Annotated in this window: 19 protein-coding genes; 16 read left to right on the top strand and 3 right to left on the bottom strand. The window is 61.1% G+C overall.

The window, feature by feature from the left end; genetic code table 11:
• Position 1: 1 nt before the first annotated feature.
• Both C515_RS19585 and C515_RS0105080 read left to right on the top strand, forming a co-directional pair.
• On the top strand, positions 2-1,252 hold the full coding sequence (locus tag C515_RS19585; RefSeq protein ID WP_158380780.1) for an NnrS family protein: 1,251 nt from the start codon (positions 2-4) through the stop codon (positions 1,250-1,252).
• A 145-nt stretch (positions 1,253-1,397) separates the two neighbouring features.
• Positions 1,398-2,177 (top strand): ferredoxin--NADP reductase, encoded by a 780-nt coding sequence (locus C515_RS0105080; protein ID WP_028454658.1) that lies wholly within the window; start codon positions 1,398-1,400, stop codon positions 2,175-2,177.
• A gap of 202 nt (positions 2,178-2,379) precedes the next feature.
• Here C515_RS0105080 and trxB read toward each other — a convergent pair whose 3' ends face one another.
• From trxB to crcB, 3 genes are all read right to left on the bottom strand, one after another.
• Positions 2,380-3,333, bottom strand: coding sequence for a thioredoxin-disulfide reductase (gene trxB, locus C515_RS0105075; protein ID WP_028454657.1), 954 nt, complete (start codon positions 3,331-3,333; stop codon positions 2,380-2,382).
• Between the two features lie 128 nt (positions 3,334-3,461).
• Positions 3,462-3,782, bottom strand: coding sequence for a DUF190 domain-containing protein (locus tag C515_RS0105070; RefSeq protein ID WP_028454656.1), 321 nt, complete (start codon positions 3,780-3,782; stop codon positions 3,462-3,464).
• Positions 3,783-3,807: 25 nt separating this feature from the next.
• Positions 3,808-4,197, bottom strand: a complete 390-nt coding sequence (gene crcB / locus C515_RS0105065) for a fluoride efflux transporter CrcB (protein ID WP_028454655.1) — start codon at positions 4,195-4,197, stop codon at positions 3,808-3,810.
• Positions 4,198-4,255: 58 nt separating this feature from the next.
• On the opposite strand from crcB, the gene C515_RS0105060 reads away from it, so the two are divergent.
• The 14 genes from C515_RS0105060 to C515_RS0104995 all read left to right on the top strand — a co-directional run bounded on the left by C515_RS0105060 (position 4,256) and on the right by C515_RS0104995 (position 17,653).
• Entirely contained in the window at positions 4,256-4,966 is a 711-nt protein-coding gene (locus C515_RS0105060; protein ID WP_028454654.1) for an ABC transporter permease, read from the top strand.
• The gene (locus C515_RS0105055; protein WP_028454653.1) at positions 4,963-5,508 is read left to right on the top strand and encodes a hypothetical protein; all 546 of its coding nucleotides are present in this window, start codon (positions 4,963-4,965) and stop codon (positions 5,506-5,508) included. Before C515_RS0105060 ends, C515_RS0105055 begins: the two co-directional genes overlap by 4 nt.
• Positions 5,509-6,483: an MlaD family protein gene (locus C515_RS0105050; protein WP_028454652.1), complete on the top strand. Its 975-nt coding sequence runs from the start codon at positions 5,509-5,511 to the stop codon at positions 6,481-6,483.
• Positions 6,480-7,292, top strand: coding sequence for a hypothetical protein (locus tag C515_RS0105045; protein ID WP_028454651.1), 813 nt, complete (start codon positions 6,480-6,482; stop codon positions 7,290-7,292). Before C515_RS0105050 ends, C515_RS0105045 begins: the two co-directional genes overlap by 4 nt.
• Positions 7,293-7,455: 163 nt before the next feature.
• Complete coding sequence (gene rpsB / locus C515_RS0105040) at positions 7,456-8,187, top strand: 30S ribosomal protein S2 (protein WP_028454650.1); 732 nt, start codon at positions 7,456-7,458, stop codon at positions 8,185-8,187.
• Positions 8,188-8,314: 127 nt separating this feature from the next.
• Positions 8,315-9,199, top strand: a complete 885-nt coding sequence (gene tsf, locus C515_RS0105035) for a translation elongation factor Ts (protein WP_028454649.1) — start codon at positions 8,315-8,317, stop codon at positions 9,197-9,199.
• Positions 9,200-9,310: 111 nt separating this feature from the next.
• The gene (gene pyrH / locus C515_RS0105030; RefSeq protein ID WP_028454648.1) at positions 9,311-10,030 is read left to right on the top strand and encodes a UMP kinase; all 720 of its coding nucleotides are present in this window, start codon (positions 9,311-9,313) and stop codon (positions 10,028-10,030) included.
• A gap of 67 nt (positions 10,031-10,097) precedes the next feature.
• Complete coding sequence (gene frr, locus C515_RS0105025) at positions 10,098-10,655, top strand: ribosome recycling factor (RefSeq protein ID WP_028454647.1); 558 nt, start codon at positions 10,098-10,100, stop codon at positions 10,653-10,655.
• 11 nt (positions 10,656-10,666) lie between these two features.
• Complete coding sequence (uppS, locus tag C515_RS0105020; protein WP_028454646.1) at positions 10,667-11,440, top strand: polyprenyl diphosphate synthase; 774 nt, start codon at positions 10,667-10,669, stop codon at positions 11,438-11,440.
• A gap of 3 nt (positions 11,441-11,443) precedes the next feature.
• Positions 11,444-12,307: a phosphatidate cytidylyltransferase gene (locus C515_RS0105015; protein WP_028454645.1), complete on the top strand. Its 864-nt coding sequence runs from the start codon at positions 11,444-11,446 to the stop codon at positions 12,305-12,307.
• 8 nt (positions 12,308-12,315) lie between these two features.
• Positions 12,316-13,524 (top strand): 1-deoxy-D-xylulose-5-phosphate reductoisomerase, encoded by a 1,209-nt coding sequence (gene ispC, locus C515_RS0105010; protein WP_028454644.1) that lies wholly within the window; start codon positions 12,316-12,318, stop codon positions 13,522-13,524.
• Entirely contained in the window at positions 13,518-14,861 is a 1,344-nt protein-coding gene (rseP, locus tag C515_RS0105005) for an RIP metalloprotease RseP (protein WP_028454643.1), read from the top strand. Before ispC ends, rseP begins: the two co-directional genes overlap by 7 nt.
• 20 nt (positions 14,862-14,881) lie before the next feature.
• Complete coding sequence (gene bamA, locus C515_RS0105000; RefSeq protein WP_028454642.1) at positions 14,882-17,167, top strand: outer membrane protein assembly factor BamA; 2,286 nt, start codon at positions 14,882-14,884, stop codon at positions 17,165-17,167.
• A gap of 6 nt (positions 17,168-17,173) precedes the next feature.
• Positions 17,174-17,653 (top strand): OmpH/Skp family outer membrane protein, encoded by a 480-nt coding sequence (locus C515_RS0104995; RefSeq protein ID WP_144290349.1) that lies wholly within the window; start codon positions 17,174-17,176, stop codon positions 17,651-17,653.
• The last annotated feature ends 5 nt before the right edge of the window (positions 17,654-17,658 follow it).

Here is a 17,658-nt window from a genome sequence, read left to right as displayed (position 1 = left end):
CATGAGCATCCGCCTTGAAAACACCTCTGCCGCCACGCCGTCGCCGGGTCTGTCCAGGGGCGGATTATCGTTGCGCCAGCTTTCGCTGGCCCCGCATCGCGCCGGTTTCTTTCTGGGCGGCGGCGTGCTGCTGCTGGCCTTGCTGTGGTGGCTGCTGGAGCTGGCAGGGCGCACCTTTGGCATAAGCGTTTCGCAGCTGCCGCCGAGTTTCCTGCACGGGCAGCTGATGCTGGGCGGCTTTTTCCCGGTGTTCATGTTGGGCTTCATCTACACCGCCGGGCCGAAGTGGCTGGGTGTAGCGCCGCCAGCCACACCGACCTGGCTCGCCGCCATCGTGCCCTATGCGCTGGGTAGCGTCGGGCTGCTGCTGGCAACGCGCTTGCCCATCCTCTGGGCTGGCGCCAGTGTGTTGCAGGCACTGGCCTGGCTGTGGGCCTGCCTGATCTGGGCCGGACGCATCCGCGCCAGCCACGCGCCGGACCGCAAGCACGCCATGCTGATTCTGGCGGCCTTCGCGCTGGGAGCAACGGCGCTGGCGCTGTACGCCTTTGTGGCCATCACTGCGCAGTGGCAGTGGCTTGCGCACTCTGAGACCCTGCTGCTGTGGGGGATGCTGCTGCCGGTGTTTCTGGTGGTCTGCCACCGCATGCTGCCGTTTTTCTCGGTGAACGTGCTGCAGCCCTATGTGTCCTGGCGGCCGGACTGGTTGCTTTACATGATGGTTGGCGGGGTATGGCTCCATGGCCTTTTAAGTGTATTGGCTGTAGCGACATACCCTGTTGATGCAGCGCTGGCCGCGCTGCTGCTGTACACCAGCTGGCGCTGGCAGTTGCGCAAATCATTCCGCGTGCCGCTGCTGGCGATGCAGCACATCGCCTTTCTGTGGGCCGGGCTGGGAATGGCGCTGCTGGTGCTGGAAACCGGCCCGATTGTTTCGCCCCTCAGCGGCTCGGGCCATGCCGGCCTGCACGCGTTGGCGCTGGGTTTCATGCTGTCCATGCTGCTGGCCTTCGTCACCCGCGTCACGCTCGGCCACTCCGGTCGCGCACTCGTCGCCGGTCGGCTGACGTGGACGCTGTTCTGGCTGCTGCAGACCCTGACGCTGCTGCGCCTCCTGGGCGAATGGCTGTCCGCACTGCGCATACCGTTGCTGCTGCTTGCCGGCGGCGGCATGGTACTGGCGTTCGCGCTCTGGTCCGCCCGCCACCTGCCGATCTATCTGCTGCCCAGGCCAGACGGGAAGGAGGGGTGATATACGGTCGGGTATATGGCTCTGTAGCCTTTAAAGGCAATTGCCTATGGAGGTATACCCGATGGTTTTGTGGCTTTCGCCGCAAATTGTGCTTCGCCAGGCGAAGCTGCATGCGCTGCTGCCGCCTGGTATGCGGAGGTGAAAAATGACACAGGATGCGATGGAAAAATGGACTCTGGAAACGGTGAGTATGCTGCGCCACTGGTCGCCCACCATGCTGTCGTTTCGCACCAGCCGCAGCCCCGGTTTTCGCTTCAAGCCTGGCCACTATGCCCGTTTGGCGCTGCCCGGGCCGGATGGTGAGCTGATCTGGCGGCCTTATTCGCTGGTGTCCGCCAGTCATGACGACTATCTCGAATTTCTCGCCATCCAGGTGCCCGGTGGCGCATTTTCTGCCGCACTGGCGTTGCTGCAACCTGGCGATGTACTGCGGGTGGACAAAAGCAGTTTCGGTTTTCTGACGGTCGATCAACTCGCGCCGGGCAAGGATTTGTGGCTGCTTGCCAGTGGCACCGGCCTGGGGCCGATGCTGTCCATCCTGCGCGAGCCAGCAGTCTGGCAGGATTTCAAACGGCTTGTCGTCGTGCACAGCGTGCGTCACGTCAATGAACTGGCCTACCGCAATGACATTGCCAGCTTGCAGGATGACCCGGTGCTGGCCGAAGGTGGCGCGCAGTTGCGCTACCTGCCGATTGTCACGCGCGAGCCGGGGGCGACTGCACTGGCGCAGCGCATTCCGCTGTTGCTGCAGGATGGCCGGCTGGAGTGCGCCGCCGGCTGCGCTTTGACGGTGCAGGATTCGCGGCTGATGATCTGCGGCAATCCCGACATGACTGCCGAATTGCGCCAGTTGCTGGCCGGCCTTGGCTTCAGCACGACCCGGTGCGGTGTGCGCGGGCAGATGGCGTTTGAAAAATACTGGTAGGAACTGCTGTCAGCTTTGGTTGATGTTTTTGCGCCGCGGCCCATTGCTGCGGTTTTGGCCTGAAACAAGACACAAGGACCATGCACCGTCGTTGGATGCGATGGCTTTGGAAGCCATGTGTCAGGCCAAAAGCGCGCCAGCGCGACCGCAGGCAAGGCATCAGCAGAACCCAGCCCCCCGGCTTGGCCGGGGGGCTGGAGGATCAGCGCAGGCTTTCCAGATAGCGGTCGGCGTCGAGCGCGGCCTGGCAGCCCGAGGCCGCGCTGGTTACGGCCTGACGGTAGATGTGGTCCTGCACGTCGCCGGCGGCGAAAACACCCGGCACGCTGGTGGCGGTGGCATTGCCGTCACGACCGCCCCTGGTGATGATGTAACCGGTGGCATCCATGTCCAGCTGGCCCTTGAAGATGTCGGTATTGGGCTTGTGGCCGATGGCGATGAAGACGCCGGTCAGCGCCAGTTCGCTCGTGGCGCCATCCTGTGCCGACTTCAGGCGTACGCCGGTCACGCCCGAGGCGTCGCCCAGCACTTCGTCCAGCGTCTGGTTCAGCGCCAGGCTGATCTTGCCGGCCTCGACCTTTTCCATCAGATGATCGACGAGAATCTTCTCGGCGCGGAAGGTGTCGCGGCGGTGGATCAGCGTGACGTGTTCGGCGATGTTGGCCAGATACAGTGCTTCTTCCACGGCGGTGTTGCCGCCGCCGACCACGGCGACCTTCTGGCCGCGGTAGAAAAAGCCGTCGCAGGTGGCGCAGGCCGATACGCCGCGGCCGGAGAAGGCTTCTTCGCTGGGCAGGCCCAGATACTGGGCGGAGGCACCGGTCGCGATGATCAGCGCGTCGCAGGTGTATTCGCCGGCGTCACCGATCAGCTTCTTCGGGGTGGCCTTGAGGTCGACGGTGTGGATGTGATCAAAGATCATTTCGGTGCCGAAACGGCGGGCATGCTTTTCAAAGCGCGCCATCAGCTCCGGGCCCAGTACGCCATCGGCGTCGGCGGGCCAGTTGTCCACGTCGGTGGTGGTCATCAGCTGGCCACCCTGGGCCAGGCCGGTGATGACGACGGGCTTGAGGTTGGCGCGCGCGGCGTAAACGGCGGCGGTGTAACCGGCGGGGCCGGAGCCGAGAATCAGCAGCGGGTGGTGGGTTGTGGCCATGAGCATCCTCCAGAAATGAACGGGGGCAGGGCGCTTCAAAAGCCGCCCTGCAAAATCGGCGCTAGTCTAGTCGAAGCGGTGAGCTTGCGGCTAATCGAAAAAAACAATCCGGCTTATAGCCTGGTTACTCAGTCCGAGGCTTGCGCACCGGTGTAGCCGTAAGCGACCGGCACGCGCAGCCAGGGCAGTGCCAGCTGTTCGGTGCTGATTGTGGCCAGCAGCCGGTCGAGCAGCTCCGCCGGGGCGATGATTTCCACGGCCACCGGCACATCGCCAGCCAGCTCGAAAAAGCCCTGGCTGTGCCAGCCATGACGACCGAAGCCGGCCAGGGCATGAAAGGCAGTGCCGCCGCTGGCCCCCAGTTCGTGCGCGCGGGCGAGCAGCCACTGATAGACGGGTGTCCCGGCGTGGCGGCGGTTCTGCTGTACGTAGAAGCGCAACAATTCCATGGCTGTCCTTTGTTTCGACTTGCTGTCAGCCCCGCGGCAGCAGCTGGTTGACGCTGAGTAGACCCAGCCAGGTCAGCGTCAGCGAGCCGGCCACATGCAGCGCGATCGTGCCCAGGCCCAGTGCGAATTGCTGACGCAGGAACATGGTTGTGGTTTCGGCGGAAAAGGTGGAGAAGGTGGTCAGCCCGCCCAGAAAGCCGGTGGTGATCATCAGGCGCAGTTCGGGGCTGAGCGCCGGCCAGTGCTGAAACAGGCCCAGTGCGATGCCCATGAGATAGCCGCCGATCAGGTTGGCGCTCAGCGTCCCCAGCGGCAGGCTGGGCAGCAGCGGGTTCAGCCAGAGCCCCAGCAGCCAGCGTGACCAGGCTCCGGCGGCGGCGCCCAGACCGATCAGCAGAAAGGCAAGGGGAGACATCAGTGTGGCGGCTCGGTATAGAATGCAGCGATTATATTCTCATCGCGCGGATCGGAGCTTGCAAAACTCGGCGGCATCTTCTTCCCTGTGGGCGCTCTGGCGCACGCTGCCGGCCTTGCGGCATGCGCCGGTGCGGCGCGTGTTGTACAAGCAGCTGTTTTTCACGGCCAACGAGGCCTATCTGCTGGTTTCGCTGATCGGTTTCGCGCTGGGGGCCATCGTGGTCGTGCTCTTGCACATGCAATATGGGCAGAGCCGCGACACCGCACTGCGCCTGCTGGGTTCGCTGACCTTTTCCGAATTTGCTCCCCTGCTGGCGGGGCTGGTGATGATTGCCCGTTCGTCCTCGGCGATTGCCAGCGAACTGGCAAACATGCGCATGCATGGCGAGTTTCGTGCCCTGCAACTGATGGCCATCGATATCCGCAGCTATCTCTTGCTGCCCCGTGTGCTGGGCATGGCGCTGTCTGCCATGCTGCTGTCGGCCTGCATGGCGCTGGCAGCGCTGGCTGGCGGCATGCTGGTGGCAGCAGGCAGCGATGTCAGCTACCAGATCATCAATCTGGAGCGTGTATTGTCCTGGTCCGCCGTACTGCTGCTGCTGCCGAAGTCGCTCAGTTTCGGTCTGGCTGCCGCCATGCTGGCCTGCCGGGCGGGGCTCAGCGTGGCCGCGCTGCCGACCGAGGTGCCGCGCGCGGCGTCGATGGCGGTCATGCACGGCATGGGCGCGCTCTTTACGCTCGATTTGTGCTGGGCCTTCCTGCGATGAGTCTCCATCCCGAACACCGTTACTGGCTGTATCTGCCGCCGCACGAGGCCATTGATCCGGCCATCGAGGCGCTGGCCGCGCATTGGCAGCCGCGCTTGCGGGGGCGTGTCAGCGTTCAGGAGGGGCGGGCGGTGCTGGTCAGCAACCTGCGGGTCTGGGAAAACATCGCCTTGCCCGCGTGGTACCATCAAATGGCCGAGCCGGCCGATCTGGAAGAGCGATTGCAGGCCAAGCTGGCCCTGCTGGATTGGGATGAGGCCGAGCTGCTGCGTTTTCTGCACGCCTTGCCGCAGGCCCTGGAGCCCGCCCAGCGTCGTCTGGTGCAGTTGCTGCGCGGTTTGCTGGCCGATGCCCGGCTGCTGCTGGCCGATGCGGACTGGTGGCGTCTGGCCGAGCAGCCCGGTCTCCTGCGTCGCCAGCTTGACCAGCATGGCGAGCTGGCCCTGCTGGTGGTCTCGCATCAGCCGGTGCCAGCCGGTTTTTGCCCCTGGGACGAAACGGCTTCCGGCGTCCTGAGTGCTTATCTGTCGGTGGATGAATGAATGGCTGTATCGATTTTGCGTGACCAGGATCCGCGTTTTCGCCTGCTGGGCTGGCGGGTGGGGCTGACGGCCTTGCTGCTGCTGGGCATTCTGCTGGTGCTGGCCGGTTTTCTCGGCGAGCGCAGTGGGCTCTTTCGCGACAAGACCCGCATCCAGTTGCTGGCGGAAAACGGCACCGGACTGGCGCCGGGCCTGCAGGTGCGCCTGTCGGGTTTTCGCATTGGCGTGGTCGATGATGTGCAGCTCAACAACGAGGCGCGCGTCGATGTCACCCTGCTGATCGAAACCCGTTACATGAAGTGGGTGAAGGACGATGCGCTGGCGATTCTCCAGCAGGACGGGCTGGTTGGTGACCACTTCATCGAGATCGCCGGTGGTTCTCCCGCCGCCAAGCAGCTGCAGGAAGACGGCACGCTGACCTTTGTGCCGGCCATGGGGCTTTCGGACATTGCCCAGGATTTGCGCAACCGCACCCTGCCGCTGCTCGACGAAATGCGCAATACCATGCAATACATCAACGACCCGCAGGGTGATGTGCGCAAAACCGTCGCCAATGTGCAGAACATGACCGCCGAGTTGCGGCAGACGCGCGAGCAGCTCAGCCAGCTGCTGCTCAACCTCAGTAATCTCAGTGACGGCGAATTGCGCCAGACGCTGCAGCACACCGATGCGCTCTTGCAGCGTACCGACCAGATCGCCGCCGAATTGCAGCAGCAACTGCCGGGCATGCTGGCCGACACGGCGTCTGGTCTTGCCAGCTTCAAGCAGACGGCCGCCGACGCCAGCGCCACGATGGCGCTGCTGCGCCAGACCGGCGAGCAGGCGGCGCCGCAAATTCCCGGCATGGTGCGCAATGCCGACGAGCTGCTTTACGATGCGGGCGCCACGCTCAACGGCCTGCAGCAGAGCTGGCCACTCAAATCACTGTTGCCGCCCGAACCGGTGGTGAGCTTCGTGCCGGAGAGCCGGCCATGAAGCGGGTGAGATCACTGCTGTGCCTGTTGCTCATCCCGGTGCTGCTGGCGGCGTGCAGCAGTACGCCGCCGCCGGTGACGCCGGCCCTGCGCCAGGAGCTGGCGCAGCACATGCTGGCTGCGCGTGCCGCCGAGCGCCAGGGGCGCTGGTTGAGCGCCATTGCCAAATGGCAAAGCGCCCAACAGACCGCGCAGCTGCTTGATGACTGGGCGGCACAGGGCACGGCGCGCCTTTCTCAGGCGCAATTGCAGATGCGCATTGAGGGGTATGCTGCTGCGGCCAAATTACTTGTTGAGCTGCAGCCCAATACCCTCTATCCGGAAGAGCAACAGGCCATGGCCGCGCTGCTGCGCGCCCGCTTGTCGCTGCTTGGCGCCGGCGGTGACGCCGCGCTGGAACTGGCGCGTGCCGAGGCATATTGCCGCAGTCACGCCTGCAGCTGGCAAGCCGCCATCACCAATCTGCACGCCCGCCTGCACCTGCGGGCCGCAGAACCAGTCCAGGCGCTGGCACTTGCGCAAGACCTGGCGGCGCACGCCGAGCTGGCGCCGGCCGAGCGCAGCCATGCCCTGCGCACGGCAGCCGAGGCGCTGCTGCTGCTGGGGCGGCTTGCTGAAGCGCGCTCATCCCTGCTGGCAGCATTGGCAATCGACCGCGAACTGGCCGAGCCGCGCTGGCTGCAGGACGATTACCGCCTGCTGATCCGCATTGCCGAGGCGGAGGGTGATACCGCGCTGGCCACCGAGGCGCGCCTGCGCCTGGGCAGCCTTTGCGCGGCCCTGCCCGGGGCTGCCTGTGCGGGTTCTTGAACCCGGCGCGCGAATCGGCTTATAATCTTGCGTTTTCCGCGCTGAATGGTTCGGCGCGGGTCAATCTCCCTTCCGTGCCGTCACGGGTGCGCCACGCCAAGTGCGAACAGGCCGTTCCTGCGGAAGGTAGTCCTAACCTTGTGACAAATCTGGAGAATTAAAGATGTCCGTTAGCATGCGCGATATGCTGGAAGCCGGCGTTCACTTCGGCCACCAAACCCGTTACTGGAACCCGAAGATGGGTCAATACATCTTCGGCGCACGCAACAAGATCCACATCATCAACCTGGAAAAGACCCTGCCGCTGTTCGAAGAGGCGCAAAAGTTCGTGCGTCGCCTGTCGGCCAACAAGGGTTCCGTGCTGTTCGTGGGCACCAAGCGCGCAGCGCGCGAAATCGTTGCCGAAGAAGCGCAACGCGCCGGCGCTCCGTTTGTTGATCACCGCTGGCTGGGCGGCATGCTGACCAACTACAAGACGGTCAAGCAGTCCATCAAGCGCCTGAACGACATGAAGGCTGTACTGGCTGACGAAAGCGCCGGCTATGGCAAGAAAGAACTGCTGGACATGACCCGCGAAGTTGAAAAGCTCGAGCGCTCGCTGGGCGGCATCAAGGACATGGGCGGTCTGCCGGACGCAATTTTCGTAATCGACACCGGTTACCAGAAGGGCACCATCGTTGAAGCCAAGAAGCTGGGCATCCCGGTTATCGGTGTTGTTGATACCAACAACAACCCGGAAGGCATCGACTACGTAATCCCGGGTAACGACGATTCCTCGCGCGCCATCCGTCTGTATGCCCGTGGTATCGCCGATGCGATCCTGGAAGGCCGCAACCAGGCTGTGCAGGAAATCGTAGCCGCCGCTGCTGCCAGCGACGAAGCTGCCGCTGCCTGATTGTTCCGGCTGCACTGATCGAAAAAGGGGCGATGAGCCCCTTTTTCGTAGCGTACGGATCTGTTGCGCCATTCTGTAATGGCGCCCGAATACACTGAACAAACCTGAATTATCTGGAGAATTGATCATGGCGGATATCACCGCAAAGATGGTTGCCGAACTGCGCGAGCTGACTGGCCTGGGCATGATGGAGTGCAAGAAGGCACTGGTTGAAACCGAAGGTGACGTGGCCAAGGCTGAAGAGCTGCTGCGCATCAAGTCCGGCAACAAGGCTTCCAAGATGGCTGGCCGTACCGCTGCCGAAGGTGTTGTGGTTGCCTTCATCACTGACGACAAGAAGACTGGCGCCATCGTTGAAGTGAACTGCGAAACCGATTTCGTGGGCAAGGATGAAGGCTTTGCCGCTTTTGCCCGCACCGTGGCCAAGGCCGTGGTTGACGCGAATCCGGCCAATGTCGAAGAGCTGGCTGCCGCCAAGACCGACTCCGGCGAAACCGTGGAAGACCTGCGCAAGGCCATCATCGCCAAGCTGGGCGAAAACATGACCCTGCGTCGCTTCGTGCGCTACACCACCGAAGGCCAGCTGGCTGCCTACCTGCACGGCGCCAAGATTGGCGTGCTGGTTGACCTGAACGGCGGCGACGAGCTGCTGGGCAAGGATCTGGCCATGCACATTGCCGCCAGCAAGCCGAAGGCGCTGGATGCGTCCGGTGTTGATGCCGAGCTGATCGAAACCGAGCGTCGCGTGGCCATCGAGCGTGCCAAGGAAGCCGGCAAGCCGGTCGACATGCTGGAAAAGATCGCTGAAGGCACCGTGCAGAAGTTCCTGAAGGAAGTGACCCTGCTGAACCAGGTGTTCGTGAAGGCTGAAGATGGCAAGCAAACCATCGAGCAACTGATCAAGGCCAAGTCGGCCACGATCAACCAGTTTGCCATGCTGGTTGTCGGCGAAGGCATCGAGAAGAAGGTTGTGGACTACGCAGCTGAAGTGGCTGCTGCTGCCAAGCTCTGATTTTTCGCTTATAAGTAGTATGTATTGCCAAACGCCGCGCGGTTTCGCGCGGCGTTTGTGCACCCGGCTATCCGCCGACAAGGCTGTCCACTAATTGAAAAGGAATATCGCATGAGCCAAGCGCCCAAGTATCAACGCATTTTGCTGAAACTCTCCGGCGAAGCACTGATGGGGGATGATAGCTACGGGATTAACCGGGGAACGATCGAGCGCATCGTCCAGGAAATCAAGGGTGTTGTTGATCTCGGTGTGCAGGTGGGCGTGGTGATTGGTGGCGGCAACATCTTCCGCGGCGTTGCGCCGGCCGCTGCCGGCATGGATCGCGCGACCGCTGATTACATGGGCATGCTGGCCACCGTGATGAATGCGCTGGCCCTGCAGGATGCCATGCGCCACGCCGGAATTGTTTCGCGCGTGCAGTCCGCCCTGACCATCCAGCAGGTCGCCGAGCCCTATATTCGCGGCAAGGCCATCCGTTACCTTGAAGAGAACAAGGTGGTCATTTTTGGCGCCGGCACGGGCAATCCCTTCTTTACCACCGATACCGCTGCAGCGCTGCGCGGAATGGAAGTCGGCGCGGACATCGTGCTGAAGGCCACCAAGGTGGATGGCGTCTATACCGATGATCCGAAGAAGAATCCGGATGCGGTGCGCTATCACACGCTGACCTTTGACGAGGCCATCGGCCGCAATCTGAAGGTGATGGACGCCACGGCTTTTGCCCTGTGTCGTGACCAGAAGATGAATCTGTGCGTGTTCAGCATCTTCAAGCAGGGCGCGCTCAAGCGCGTAGTGCTTGGGGAAGACGAGGGCACGCTGGTACACTGCTGAGTTTGAGTATCCGGATGCTGACAGGCGGCTCTGGCCGCCTGTTTTTGTTGTTGCGAGGAACAAGAGAATGATTGCAGAAATCAAGCAAACTACCGAAAGCAAGATGCAGAAGTCGGTCGAGACCCTGAAGGCCAACTTGGGCAAGGTGCGTACCGGCCGCGCCCATCCGGGTTTTCTCGATCAGGTGCAGGTGGATTACTATGGCAGCATGGTCCCGCTGAGCCAGGTGGCCAACGTGACTGCCTCCGACGCGCGCACCCTGGCAGTGCAGCCTTGGGAGAAGAGCATGGTGGCCAAGATTGAGAAGGCCATTCGCGACTCCGACCTCGGTCTCAATCCGGCGACCAATGGCGACCTGATTCGCGTGCCGATGCCGATGCTCACCGAAGAGCGCCGCAAGGATCTGGTCAAGGTTGTGCGCAGCGAAGCCGAAGATGCGCGTGTTGCCGTGCGCAACGTGCGTCGCGATGGCAATGATCAGCTCAAGCGCCTTTTGAAGGACAAGGAAATTTCCGAGGACGACGAGCGTCGTGGCCAGGACGAGATCCAGAAGCTGACCGACAAGTACATCGCTGAAGTTGACAAGCAGCTGGCCGACAAAGAGAAAGAGCTGATGGCCGTCTAAGGCGCCCGCTCATGGCTCTGTTCTCAAGCAATGCCCGGGAGGCGGCGGGTGCCGCTCTTCCGGTACCCAGGCACATTGCCATCATCATGGATGGCAATGGCCGCTGGGCCAAGAAACGCCTCATGCCCCGCGTCTACGGACACAAGAAGGGCGTGGAGGCGCTGCGCGACGTTGTGCGCGCCTGCGAGGAGCGCGGTGTTGACTACGTGACGGTGTTTGCGTTTTCCAGTGAAAACTGGCGCAGGCCCGCTGATGAGGTCAGCTTCCTGATGGGACTCTTCCTGCAGGCCTTGCAGACCGAAGTCGACAAGATGCGGCGCAACAATATCCGTCTCAAGATCATTGGCTCGCGCGAGCGCTTTTCGCCCGAACTGGTGGCGCTGATCGAGCAGGCTGAAGCAGATACTGCCGGCAATGACGGTCTGACGCTGACCGTCGCTGCCGACTACGGCGGCCGCTGGGATATCCTGCAGGCGACGCGCCGCCTGCTGGCCGAGCGTCCGGAGTGTGTCGCCGGCTTCGGCGAGGCTGATCTGCAGCCCTATCTTGCCATGGCCTATGCCCCGGAGCCGGATCTCTTCATCCGCACTGGCGGTGAACAGCGCATCAGCAACTTCCTGATCTGGCAACTGGCCTACACCGAGCTTTATTTCACCGATGCGTCATGGCCGGACTTTGACGGACCGGCCCTGAGCCAGGCCATTGAATGGTATCAGGGGCGCGAACGCCGTTTTGGTCGCATCAGCGAGCAATTGCAGTCTTCCGATTTACCGCCGCAGGGCTGATCAATGCTGAAAACCCGGATTCTTACCGCGCTGGTGCTGTTGCCGGCGTTTCTTGCGGCCCTGCTCTGGTTGCCCACGCACTGGTGGGCGGCCTTGTGTGCCGGTTTTGCCGGGCTGCTGGCCTGGGAGTGGGGGCGACTGGCCGGCTTGCGCGGCATCGTGCGCCAGATCTATCCGGGCCTGTCGGCCGTGCTGCTGGCGCTGATCGTATACAGCAGGCCGGATATTCACGTCCTGCTGGCCATGCAGCTTGCTGCTGCACTGTTCTGGTGTGTGCTGGCGCCATGCTGGCTGGCCAGAAAGTGGTCTTTGCGCGAGGCGGGGAATCTGAATGTCCTGCTGGGCTGGGCTGTGATCATTCCCGCTGTGACGGTGCTGGCCGTGCTGCGGGGTGACAGTGGCTGGGTGCTGCTGTCCCTGCTGGCGATCGCCTGGGTGGCGGATACGGCGGCTTATTTCAGCGGCAAGGCGTTTGGCAGGCACAAGCTTGCCCCGCAAATCAGTCCAGGCAAAACCTGGGAGGGGGTATTGGGTGCCGGGCTCTTTGTGGCCGTGTATTGTGTGGCAATACCCTATGCGTTTCCTCAAATACCCCATGCGTTTCCCCTTTTCACCGGTTTTGACTGGGCACGACAGCCGCTGGTGCAGCAAGCGCTCTGGGTCCTGTTCGGGCTTGTCCTCATGTGTGTCAGCATCGTTGGCGATCTGCTCGAATCCCTTTTCAAGCGCCAGGCCGGCATGAAGGACAGCAGCAATCTGCTGCCCGGTCACGGCGGGGTGCTGGATCGCACCGATAGTCTGCTGGCCTTGCTGCCCGTTGCGGCAGCCATCCAGCTGCTCTCCTTCCTTAATTCCTTTCCGCATTGAGTCTTGCCATGGCCGGGCCTGTTCGCCGTATCACCATCCTGGGGGCAACCGGGAGCATTGGCAGCAATACGCTGGATGTGATTGCCCGTCACCCCGAGTGTTATGAAGTCGTTGCCCTTACCGGCTCGTCACAGCTCGACAAGCTGGCCGATGCCTGTGAGCGTCACCGGCCGCGTTATGCCGCAGTACTGGACGAGTCCGCCGCAGAGCGGCTGTCTGGCCTGCTGCGCGCGCGCGGGGTCGAGACCGAGGTGCTGGCAGGTGGCGATGCGCTGATCAGGGTTGCCACCCTGCCTGAGGTGGATACGGTCATGGCCGCCATCGTCGGCTCGGCCGGCATGCCCGCTACGCTGGCAGCTGCTTGTGCCGGCAAGCGCGTGCTGCTCGCAAACAAGGAAACCCTGGTGCTCGCCGGCCAGTTATTCATGGATGCCGTGCGTGCCAGCGGTGCGGAGTTGCTGCCCATCGACAGCGAGCACAACGCCATTTTCCAGTCGCTGCCCGCAGCGTTTCGCGAGCAGCCCTATGCCATGTCCCTGCAGGATGCCGGCATAGCCAAGATCATCCTCACCGCATCAGGCGGGCCATTCCGGCAGCGGGATCTTGCCAGCCTTGCGGCGGTCACGCCGGAAGAGGCGGTCAGGCACCCGAACTGGTCCATGGGGCGCAAGATTTCCGTCGATTCAGCCAGCATGATGAACAAAGGCTTGGAGGTCATCGAGGCGCGCTGGCTGTTCAATGCGCCGGCAGACGCGATCGAGGTCGTTGTCCATCCGCAAAGTGTCATCCACTCCATGGTCGAATGTGTCGATGGGTCCGTGCTTGCCCAGTTGGGCAGTCCGGACATGCGCATTCCCATTGCCTACGGGCTGGCCTATCCGCTGCGCGTTGCAACCGGCGCCAAACGGCTCAATCTGGCTGAAATCGGCCGGCTGGATTTTGAAGCACCTGATTTGCAGCGTTTCCCCTGTCTGGCATTGGCTTACGAGGCGCTGCGCGCCGGGGGGGCGGCGACTGCGGTGCTCAATGCCGCCAATGAAGTGGCTGTTGCCGCATTTCTGGAAAGTCGGCTGCGTTTTACCGACATTCCCCGGGTTATTGCCGAGACGCTGGCGCTGCCGTGTGACTGCGACGCAGCTTCGATTGAATCCCTCTTGCTGGCCGATGCGTGGGCGCGCGAGCAGGCCGGCGCCTTGGTTGACAGGCTGCCATGCTGACCGTCGTCGCCTTCGTGCTCATGATCGCCATACTCGTGACCATTCACGAGTATGGCCACTACTGGGTGGCGCGGCGCTGTGGCGTAACCGTACTCAAGTTTTCCATCGGCTTTGGCAAACCCCTGCTGCAATGGCGACGCGGAGAGACGGTCTGGCAGATCGCCATGATTCCGCTGGGCGGTTTTGTGCAAATGCAGGGTGAAGACGAGGGCGAGCTGCTTGGCACACGGTCCGAGGGCTCGTTTTCCGGCAAGCCCGCCTGGCAAAAAATGCTGATTGTTCTGGCGGGGCCACTTGCCAACTTCTTGCTGGCCTGGTTGTTGTTTACCGGCCTCTTTGCCTATGGCCTGCCGGCCATTCGCCCGGTGATCGGTGCCGTCGTTCCGGATTCGGTGTCCGCACAGGCGGGTGTGCGAGCGGGGGACCAGGTGCTTGCCATCGGTGATCGGCCGGTTGCCAGCTGGGAAGAGCTGCGCATGCATTTGCTGATGCAGGCCGGGGCTGCGCAGGCGCTCGTGCATTTGCAGCGGCCAACTGGTGAGCGCTATATGTTGGCGCTGCCGCTCGATAAGGGCGGCTTCAGTGCTTATGATCCCGCGCTGGTGCAGAAAATCGGGCTGGAGGTTTCGGGCTGGGATGGCCTCGTTGCCGCCGTGACTCCGGCTTCACCCGCGCAACAGGCCGGATTGCAGGAAGGAGATCGGGTGCTTGCCCTCGAAGGGCGCCCGGTTGAAAGCTGGCGCTATTTTCAGCAAGTGATCCAGGGCTCGCCCGGCAAGGCAGTGAGCTTGCAGGTATTCAAGCGCGATGGCGAGACCGTCACGCTAGTCGTCACCCCGGAGCGTGCGGTTGCCAAGGGCGTGGAGTATGGCCGCATCGGCCTCTCGCCACGCATCAGCGAAGCTGAGCTTGCCAAGCGGCAGTTCACCAATAGCCAGCCACTGTTGGCGGCGGCGGGCAGCGCCGCGCGTTACACCTGGGAACTGACGATCCTCAGTGTGCGGATGATCGGTCATCTGTTTACCGGTCTGGCGGATCTGCAGCAAATCAGTGGCCCGATTGGCGTTGCCGAGTATGCCGGGCATAGCGCGTCATTGGGCTTGCTGACCTATCTGCAGTTTGTTGCCTTTATCAGCCTCAGTCTGGCCGTGCTGAACCTGCTGCCCGTCCCCGTTCTTGATGGGGGGCATTTCCTGTATCATACCGCCGAGCTTATCCGCGGCCGCCCCTTGCCGACCTGGCTGATGGAATGGGGGCAGCGCCTGGGTGTGCTCATGTTGATAGGCCTGATGGTGCTGGCTTTCTACAACGATCTCTCCCGTCTGATAACTGGCTGAACTGCCGAAGATCCGTGTCGATGAAACTTAAGCCGATGATTTTGCTGCTCGCCGCAGCGCTGGGTTCCCCGTTTGCTCTTGCGTTCGATGCCTTCACGGTTTCGGACATCAAGGTTGAAGGTTTGCAGCGTACGGATCCCGGTACGGTGTTCAATTACATGCCTGTCAAGGTGGGCGAGGACTTCGATGAGGCCAAGGCGCGCGATGCGGTAAAGGCACTCTTTGCCACCGGTTTTTTTGATGATGTCCGCGTGGAAGTCGACAAGAATGTCGTCATCGTCACGGTCCAGGAGCGCCCGACGGTTGCCCAGATCAACGTCAATGGCGCCAAGCTCCTGGAGAAGGACCAGATCAAGGCCGCCATGAAAAGCCAGAATCTCGCCGAGGGCCGGATTTTTCAGCAAGACACGCTGGATGGCGCCCTGAATGAGTTGAAGCAGCAGTATTTTTCCCGCGGTCGCTATTCCGTCCAGATCAAGCCGACTGTGACGCGACTTGACCGCAATCGTGTCGGTATCGAGCTGGATATTTCCGAGGGCGACGTTGCGCTGATCAAGCAGATCAACATCGTGGGAACCAAGGCATTTGCGGAAGACGACCTGATTGACGAGATCGGCCTGGAAACATCGGGCTGGATGACCTGGTACACCAAGGCTGACCAGTATTCCAAGCAAAAACTGTCGGCTGATCTTGAGAAAATCAAATCGTATTACATGGACAGGGGCTATCTTGACTTCAACGTGGTGTCGACCCAGGTCGCGCTGTCGGAAGACAAGTCGGAAATGTACCTCACCATCAATATTTCTGAAGGCGAGAAATATACGGTCAGCGGCATCAAGTTCGCGGGTGACACCATTCTGCCCGAGACAGAGCTGGCTGCTCTCCTGTCGATTGCACCCGGTCAGGCATTCTCGCGCGAAAAGACCAACAAATCCGTTGCAGCCATTGGTGATCGACTGGGGAGAGAAGGGTACGCATTTGCAAATATCAACCCGGTTCCAGAAGTTGATAAAGAGAAAAAAACAGTAGGCTTTACACTTTATGTGGATGCAGGGAAAAAGGCTTATGTTCGTGCCATCAATATTTCCGGCAACAATCTGACCAAGGATGAGGCTGTTCGCCGTGAGCTGCGCCAGCTCGAAGCTGCGCAATATGATCTGGAAAAAATCAAGCGCTCCAAGGAGCGTCTGCAGCAACTTGATTATTTCAGTGAAGTCAATCTTGATACTGCTGCTGTTCCAGATGCGGTGGATCAGGTTGACCTTAATGTTCGTGTTACCGAGAAAAAGACGGGTAGCTTCAACGTTGGCGCCGGCTATGGCCAGGATGAAGGCTTTGTGATTGCGGTTGGCTTGTCTGAGAACAACTTCCTTGGTAGTGGCAAGAAAGTCTCTTTTGACATCAATACGAGTCAGGCAAACCAGAATTACGTGTTCAATGTCACCAATCCCTACCTGACTCCGGACGGCGTATCGCTCGGTCTTTCGGCATTCAAGAAAAAGTCTGATCCGAATGAAAATGATCAGGAGCTTGGTGATTATTCGACCGACTCCTGGGGTACTGGTCTGACACTCGGGTTGCCGGTTAGTGATTACAATAATCTGCAATTCCGCCTGGATTACGAAAATCTCGACATCATCACGAACTCGGGTACGCCCGACTACATCGTGGACTATGTCAAGCGGCGTGGCGCCAATAACCAGACGTATTCGGCGGGCCTGGCATTCTCTTCCGATTCCCGTGATTCTGCCGTCTTTCCAACCAGGGGTAATTTCTTCAGGGCCGGTCTCGATGCCTCTTTGCCGCTGTCGGAAATCAATTACTACAAGTTGAGCATCAGCAACCGTTTCTACATGACGCCAATTGATGGCTTTACCTTCATGTGGAATATGGATCTAGGGTACGGTGACGGGTATTCGGATGGTGAATTGCCTTTCTACAAGAATTTCTTTGCCGGTGGTGTGAACTCAGTACGCGGTTACAAATCTGGCAGTCTTGGCCCCAAGGATAACAACGGCGACAGCAAGGGCGGCGATCGGCGCTTTGTCAACAATTTTGAAATTTTCACTCCGGTGCCCGGCATGAAGGACGACCAGTCAATGCGCTTGAGCGCCTTTGTCGATATGGGCGGTATCTGGGGGTATGGCGAGGAGGTTGACTCCAGCGGACTGCGTTACTCTGCGGGTGTCGGTTTTACTTGGCTGTCCCCGGTTGGCCCCATCAAACTGGTGTATGGCCAGGCGATCGGTGCCAAGGAAGGCGACAAGACCGAGAAATTCCAGTTCCAGCTTGGTCAGGTGTTTTAAGGAAACATGATGCGTTTTATTCTGTGTCTGCTCTTCAGCATTGGCATGGCCCATGCCGCTGACCTGAAAATCGGTTTTGTCGATACCGACCGGGTGCTGCGGGAGTCCGCGCCGGCGCTACGGGCCGCCAAACGGCTCGAAAAGGAGTTTGATGCACGCAAGGCGGAGCTGCAGAGGGTGTCCGCGCAGGGCAAATCCTTGCAGGCCGCGCTGGACAAGGGCAGCATCCCCGAATCCGAGCGCAGGAGCAGGGAGCGTGATCTGATCAAGCTGAATCAGGATTTTCAGCGCATGCAGCGTGAATTCAATGAAGATTTGAATGCGCGACGCAATGAGGAACTGGCAGGGCTGCAGGAGCGGGCCAATCAGGTGATTCGCCAGCTCGCTGAAACTGAAAAGTATGATGCCATCCTGCAGGATGCCATTTACAAAAATCCCCGGCTTGATATTACCGACAAGGTAATCCGCCAGCTTGCCGACAAGTAATGGCC

Source organism: Chitinilyticum litopenaei DSM 21440 (assembly GCF_000428145.1).
In the GTDB taxonomy this organism is placed as follows: Bacteria; Pseudomonadota; Gammaproteobacteria; order Burkholderiales; family Chitinibacteraceae; genus Chitinilyticum; species Chitinilyticum litopenaei.
Note: the sequence above shows the minus strand (reverse complement) of the source record. Positions and strands in the feature narration are given on the sequence as shown.

Bases quoted from the DNA above. Each gene is read 5' to 3' on its own strand.
- pyrH (WP_028454648.1), top strand. From the start codon at position 9,311: ATGAGCCAAGCGCCCAAGTATCAACGCATTTTGCTGAAACTCTCCGGC.
- rseP (WP_028454643.1), top strand. From the start codon at position 13,518: ATGCTGACCGTCGTCGCCTTCGTGCTCATGATCGCCATACTCGTGACC.
- ispC (WP_028454644.1), top strand. From the start codon at position 12,316: ATGGCCGGGCCTGTTCGCCGTATCACCATCCTGGGGGCAACCGGGAGC.
- bamA (WP_028454642.1), top strand. From the start codon at position 14,882: ATGAAACTTAAGCCGATGATTTTGCTGCTCGCCGCAGCGCTGGGTTCC.
- trxB (WP_028454657.1), bottom strand. From the start codon at position 3,333: ATGGCCACAACCCACCACCCGCTGCTGATTCTCGGCTCCGGCCCCGCC.
- C515_RS0105045 (WP_028454651.1), top strand. From the start codon at position 6,480: ATGAAGCGGGTGAGATCACTGCTGTGCCTGTTGCTCATCCCGGTGCTG.
- C515_RS19585 (WP_158380780.1), top strand. From the start codon at position 2: ATGAGCATCCGCCTTGAAAACACCTCTGCCGCCACGCCGTCGCCGGGT.
- tsf (WP_028454649.1), top strand. From the start codon at position 8,315: ATGGCGGATATCACCGCAAAGATGGTTGCCGAACTGCGCGAGCTGACT.
- uppS (WP_028454646.1), top strand. From the start codon at position 10,667: ATGGCTCTGTTCTCAAGCAATGCCCGGGAGGCGGCGGGTGCCGCTCTT.
- C515_RS0105080 (WP_028454658.1), top strand. From the start codon at position 1,398: ATGACACAGGATGCGATGGAAAAATGGACTCTGGAAACGGTGAGTATG.
- C515_RS0105070 (WP_028454656.1), bottom strand. From the start codon at position 3,782: ATGGAATTGTTGCGCTTCTACGTACAGCAGAACCGCCGCCACGCCGGG.
- C515_RS0104995 (WP_144290349.1), top strand. From the start codon at position 17,174: ATGATGCGTTTTATTCTGTGTCTGCTCTTCAGCATTGGCATGGCCCAT.
- C515_RS0105055 (WP_028454653.1), top strand. From the start codon at position 4,963: ATGAGTCTCCATCCCGAACACCGTTACTGGCTGTATCTGCCGCCGCAC.
- crcB (WP_028454655.1), bottom strand. From the start codon at position 4,197: ATGTCTCCCCTTGCCTTTCTGCTGATCGGTCTGGGCGCCGCCGCCGGA.
- C515_RS0105050 (WP_028454652.1), top strand. From the start codon at position 5,509: ATGGCTGTATCGATTTTGCGTGACCAGGATCCGCGTTTTCGCCTGCTG.
- rpsB (WP_028454650.1), top strand. From the start codon at position 7,456: ATGTCCGTTAGCATGCGCGATATGCTGGAAGCCGGCGTTCACTTCGGC.
- frr (WP_028454647.1), top strand. From the start codon at position 10,098: ATGATTGCAGAAATCAAGCAAACTACCGAAAGCAAGATGCAGAAGTCG.
- C515_RS0105015 (WP_028454645.1), top strand. From the start codon at position 11,444: ATGCTGAAAACCCGGATTCTTACCGCGCTGGTGCTGTTGCCGGCGTTT.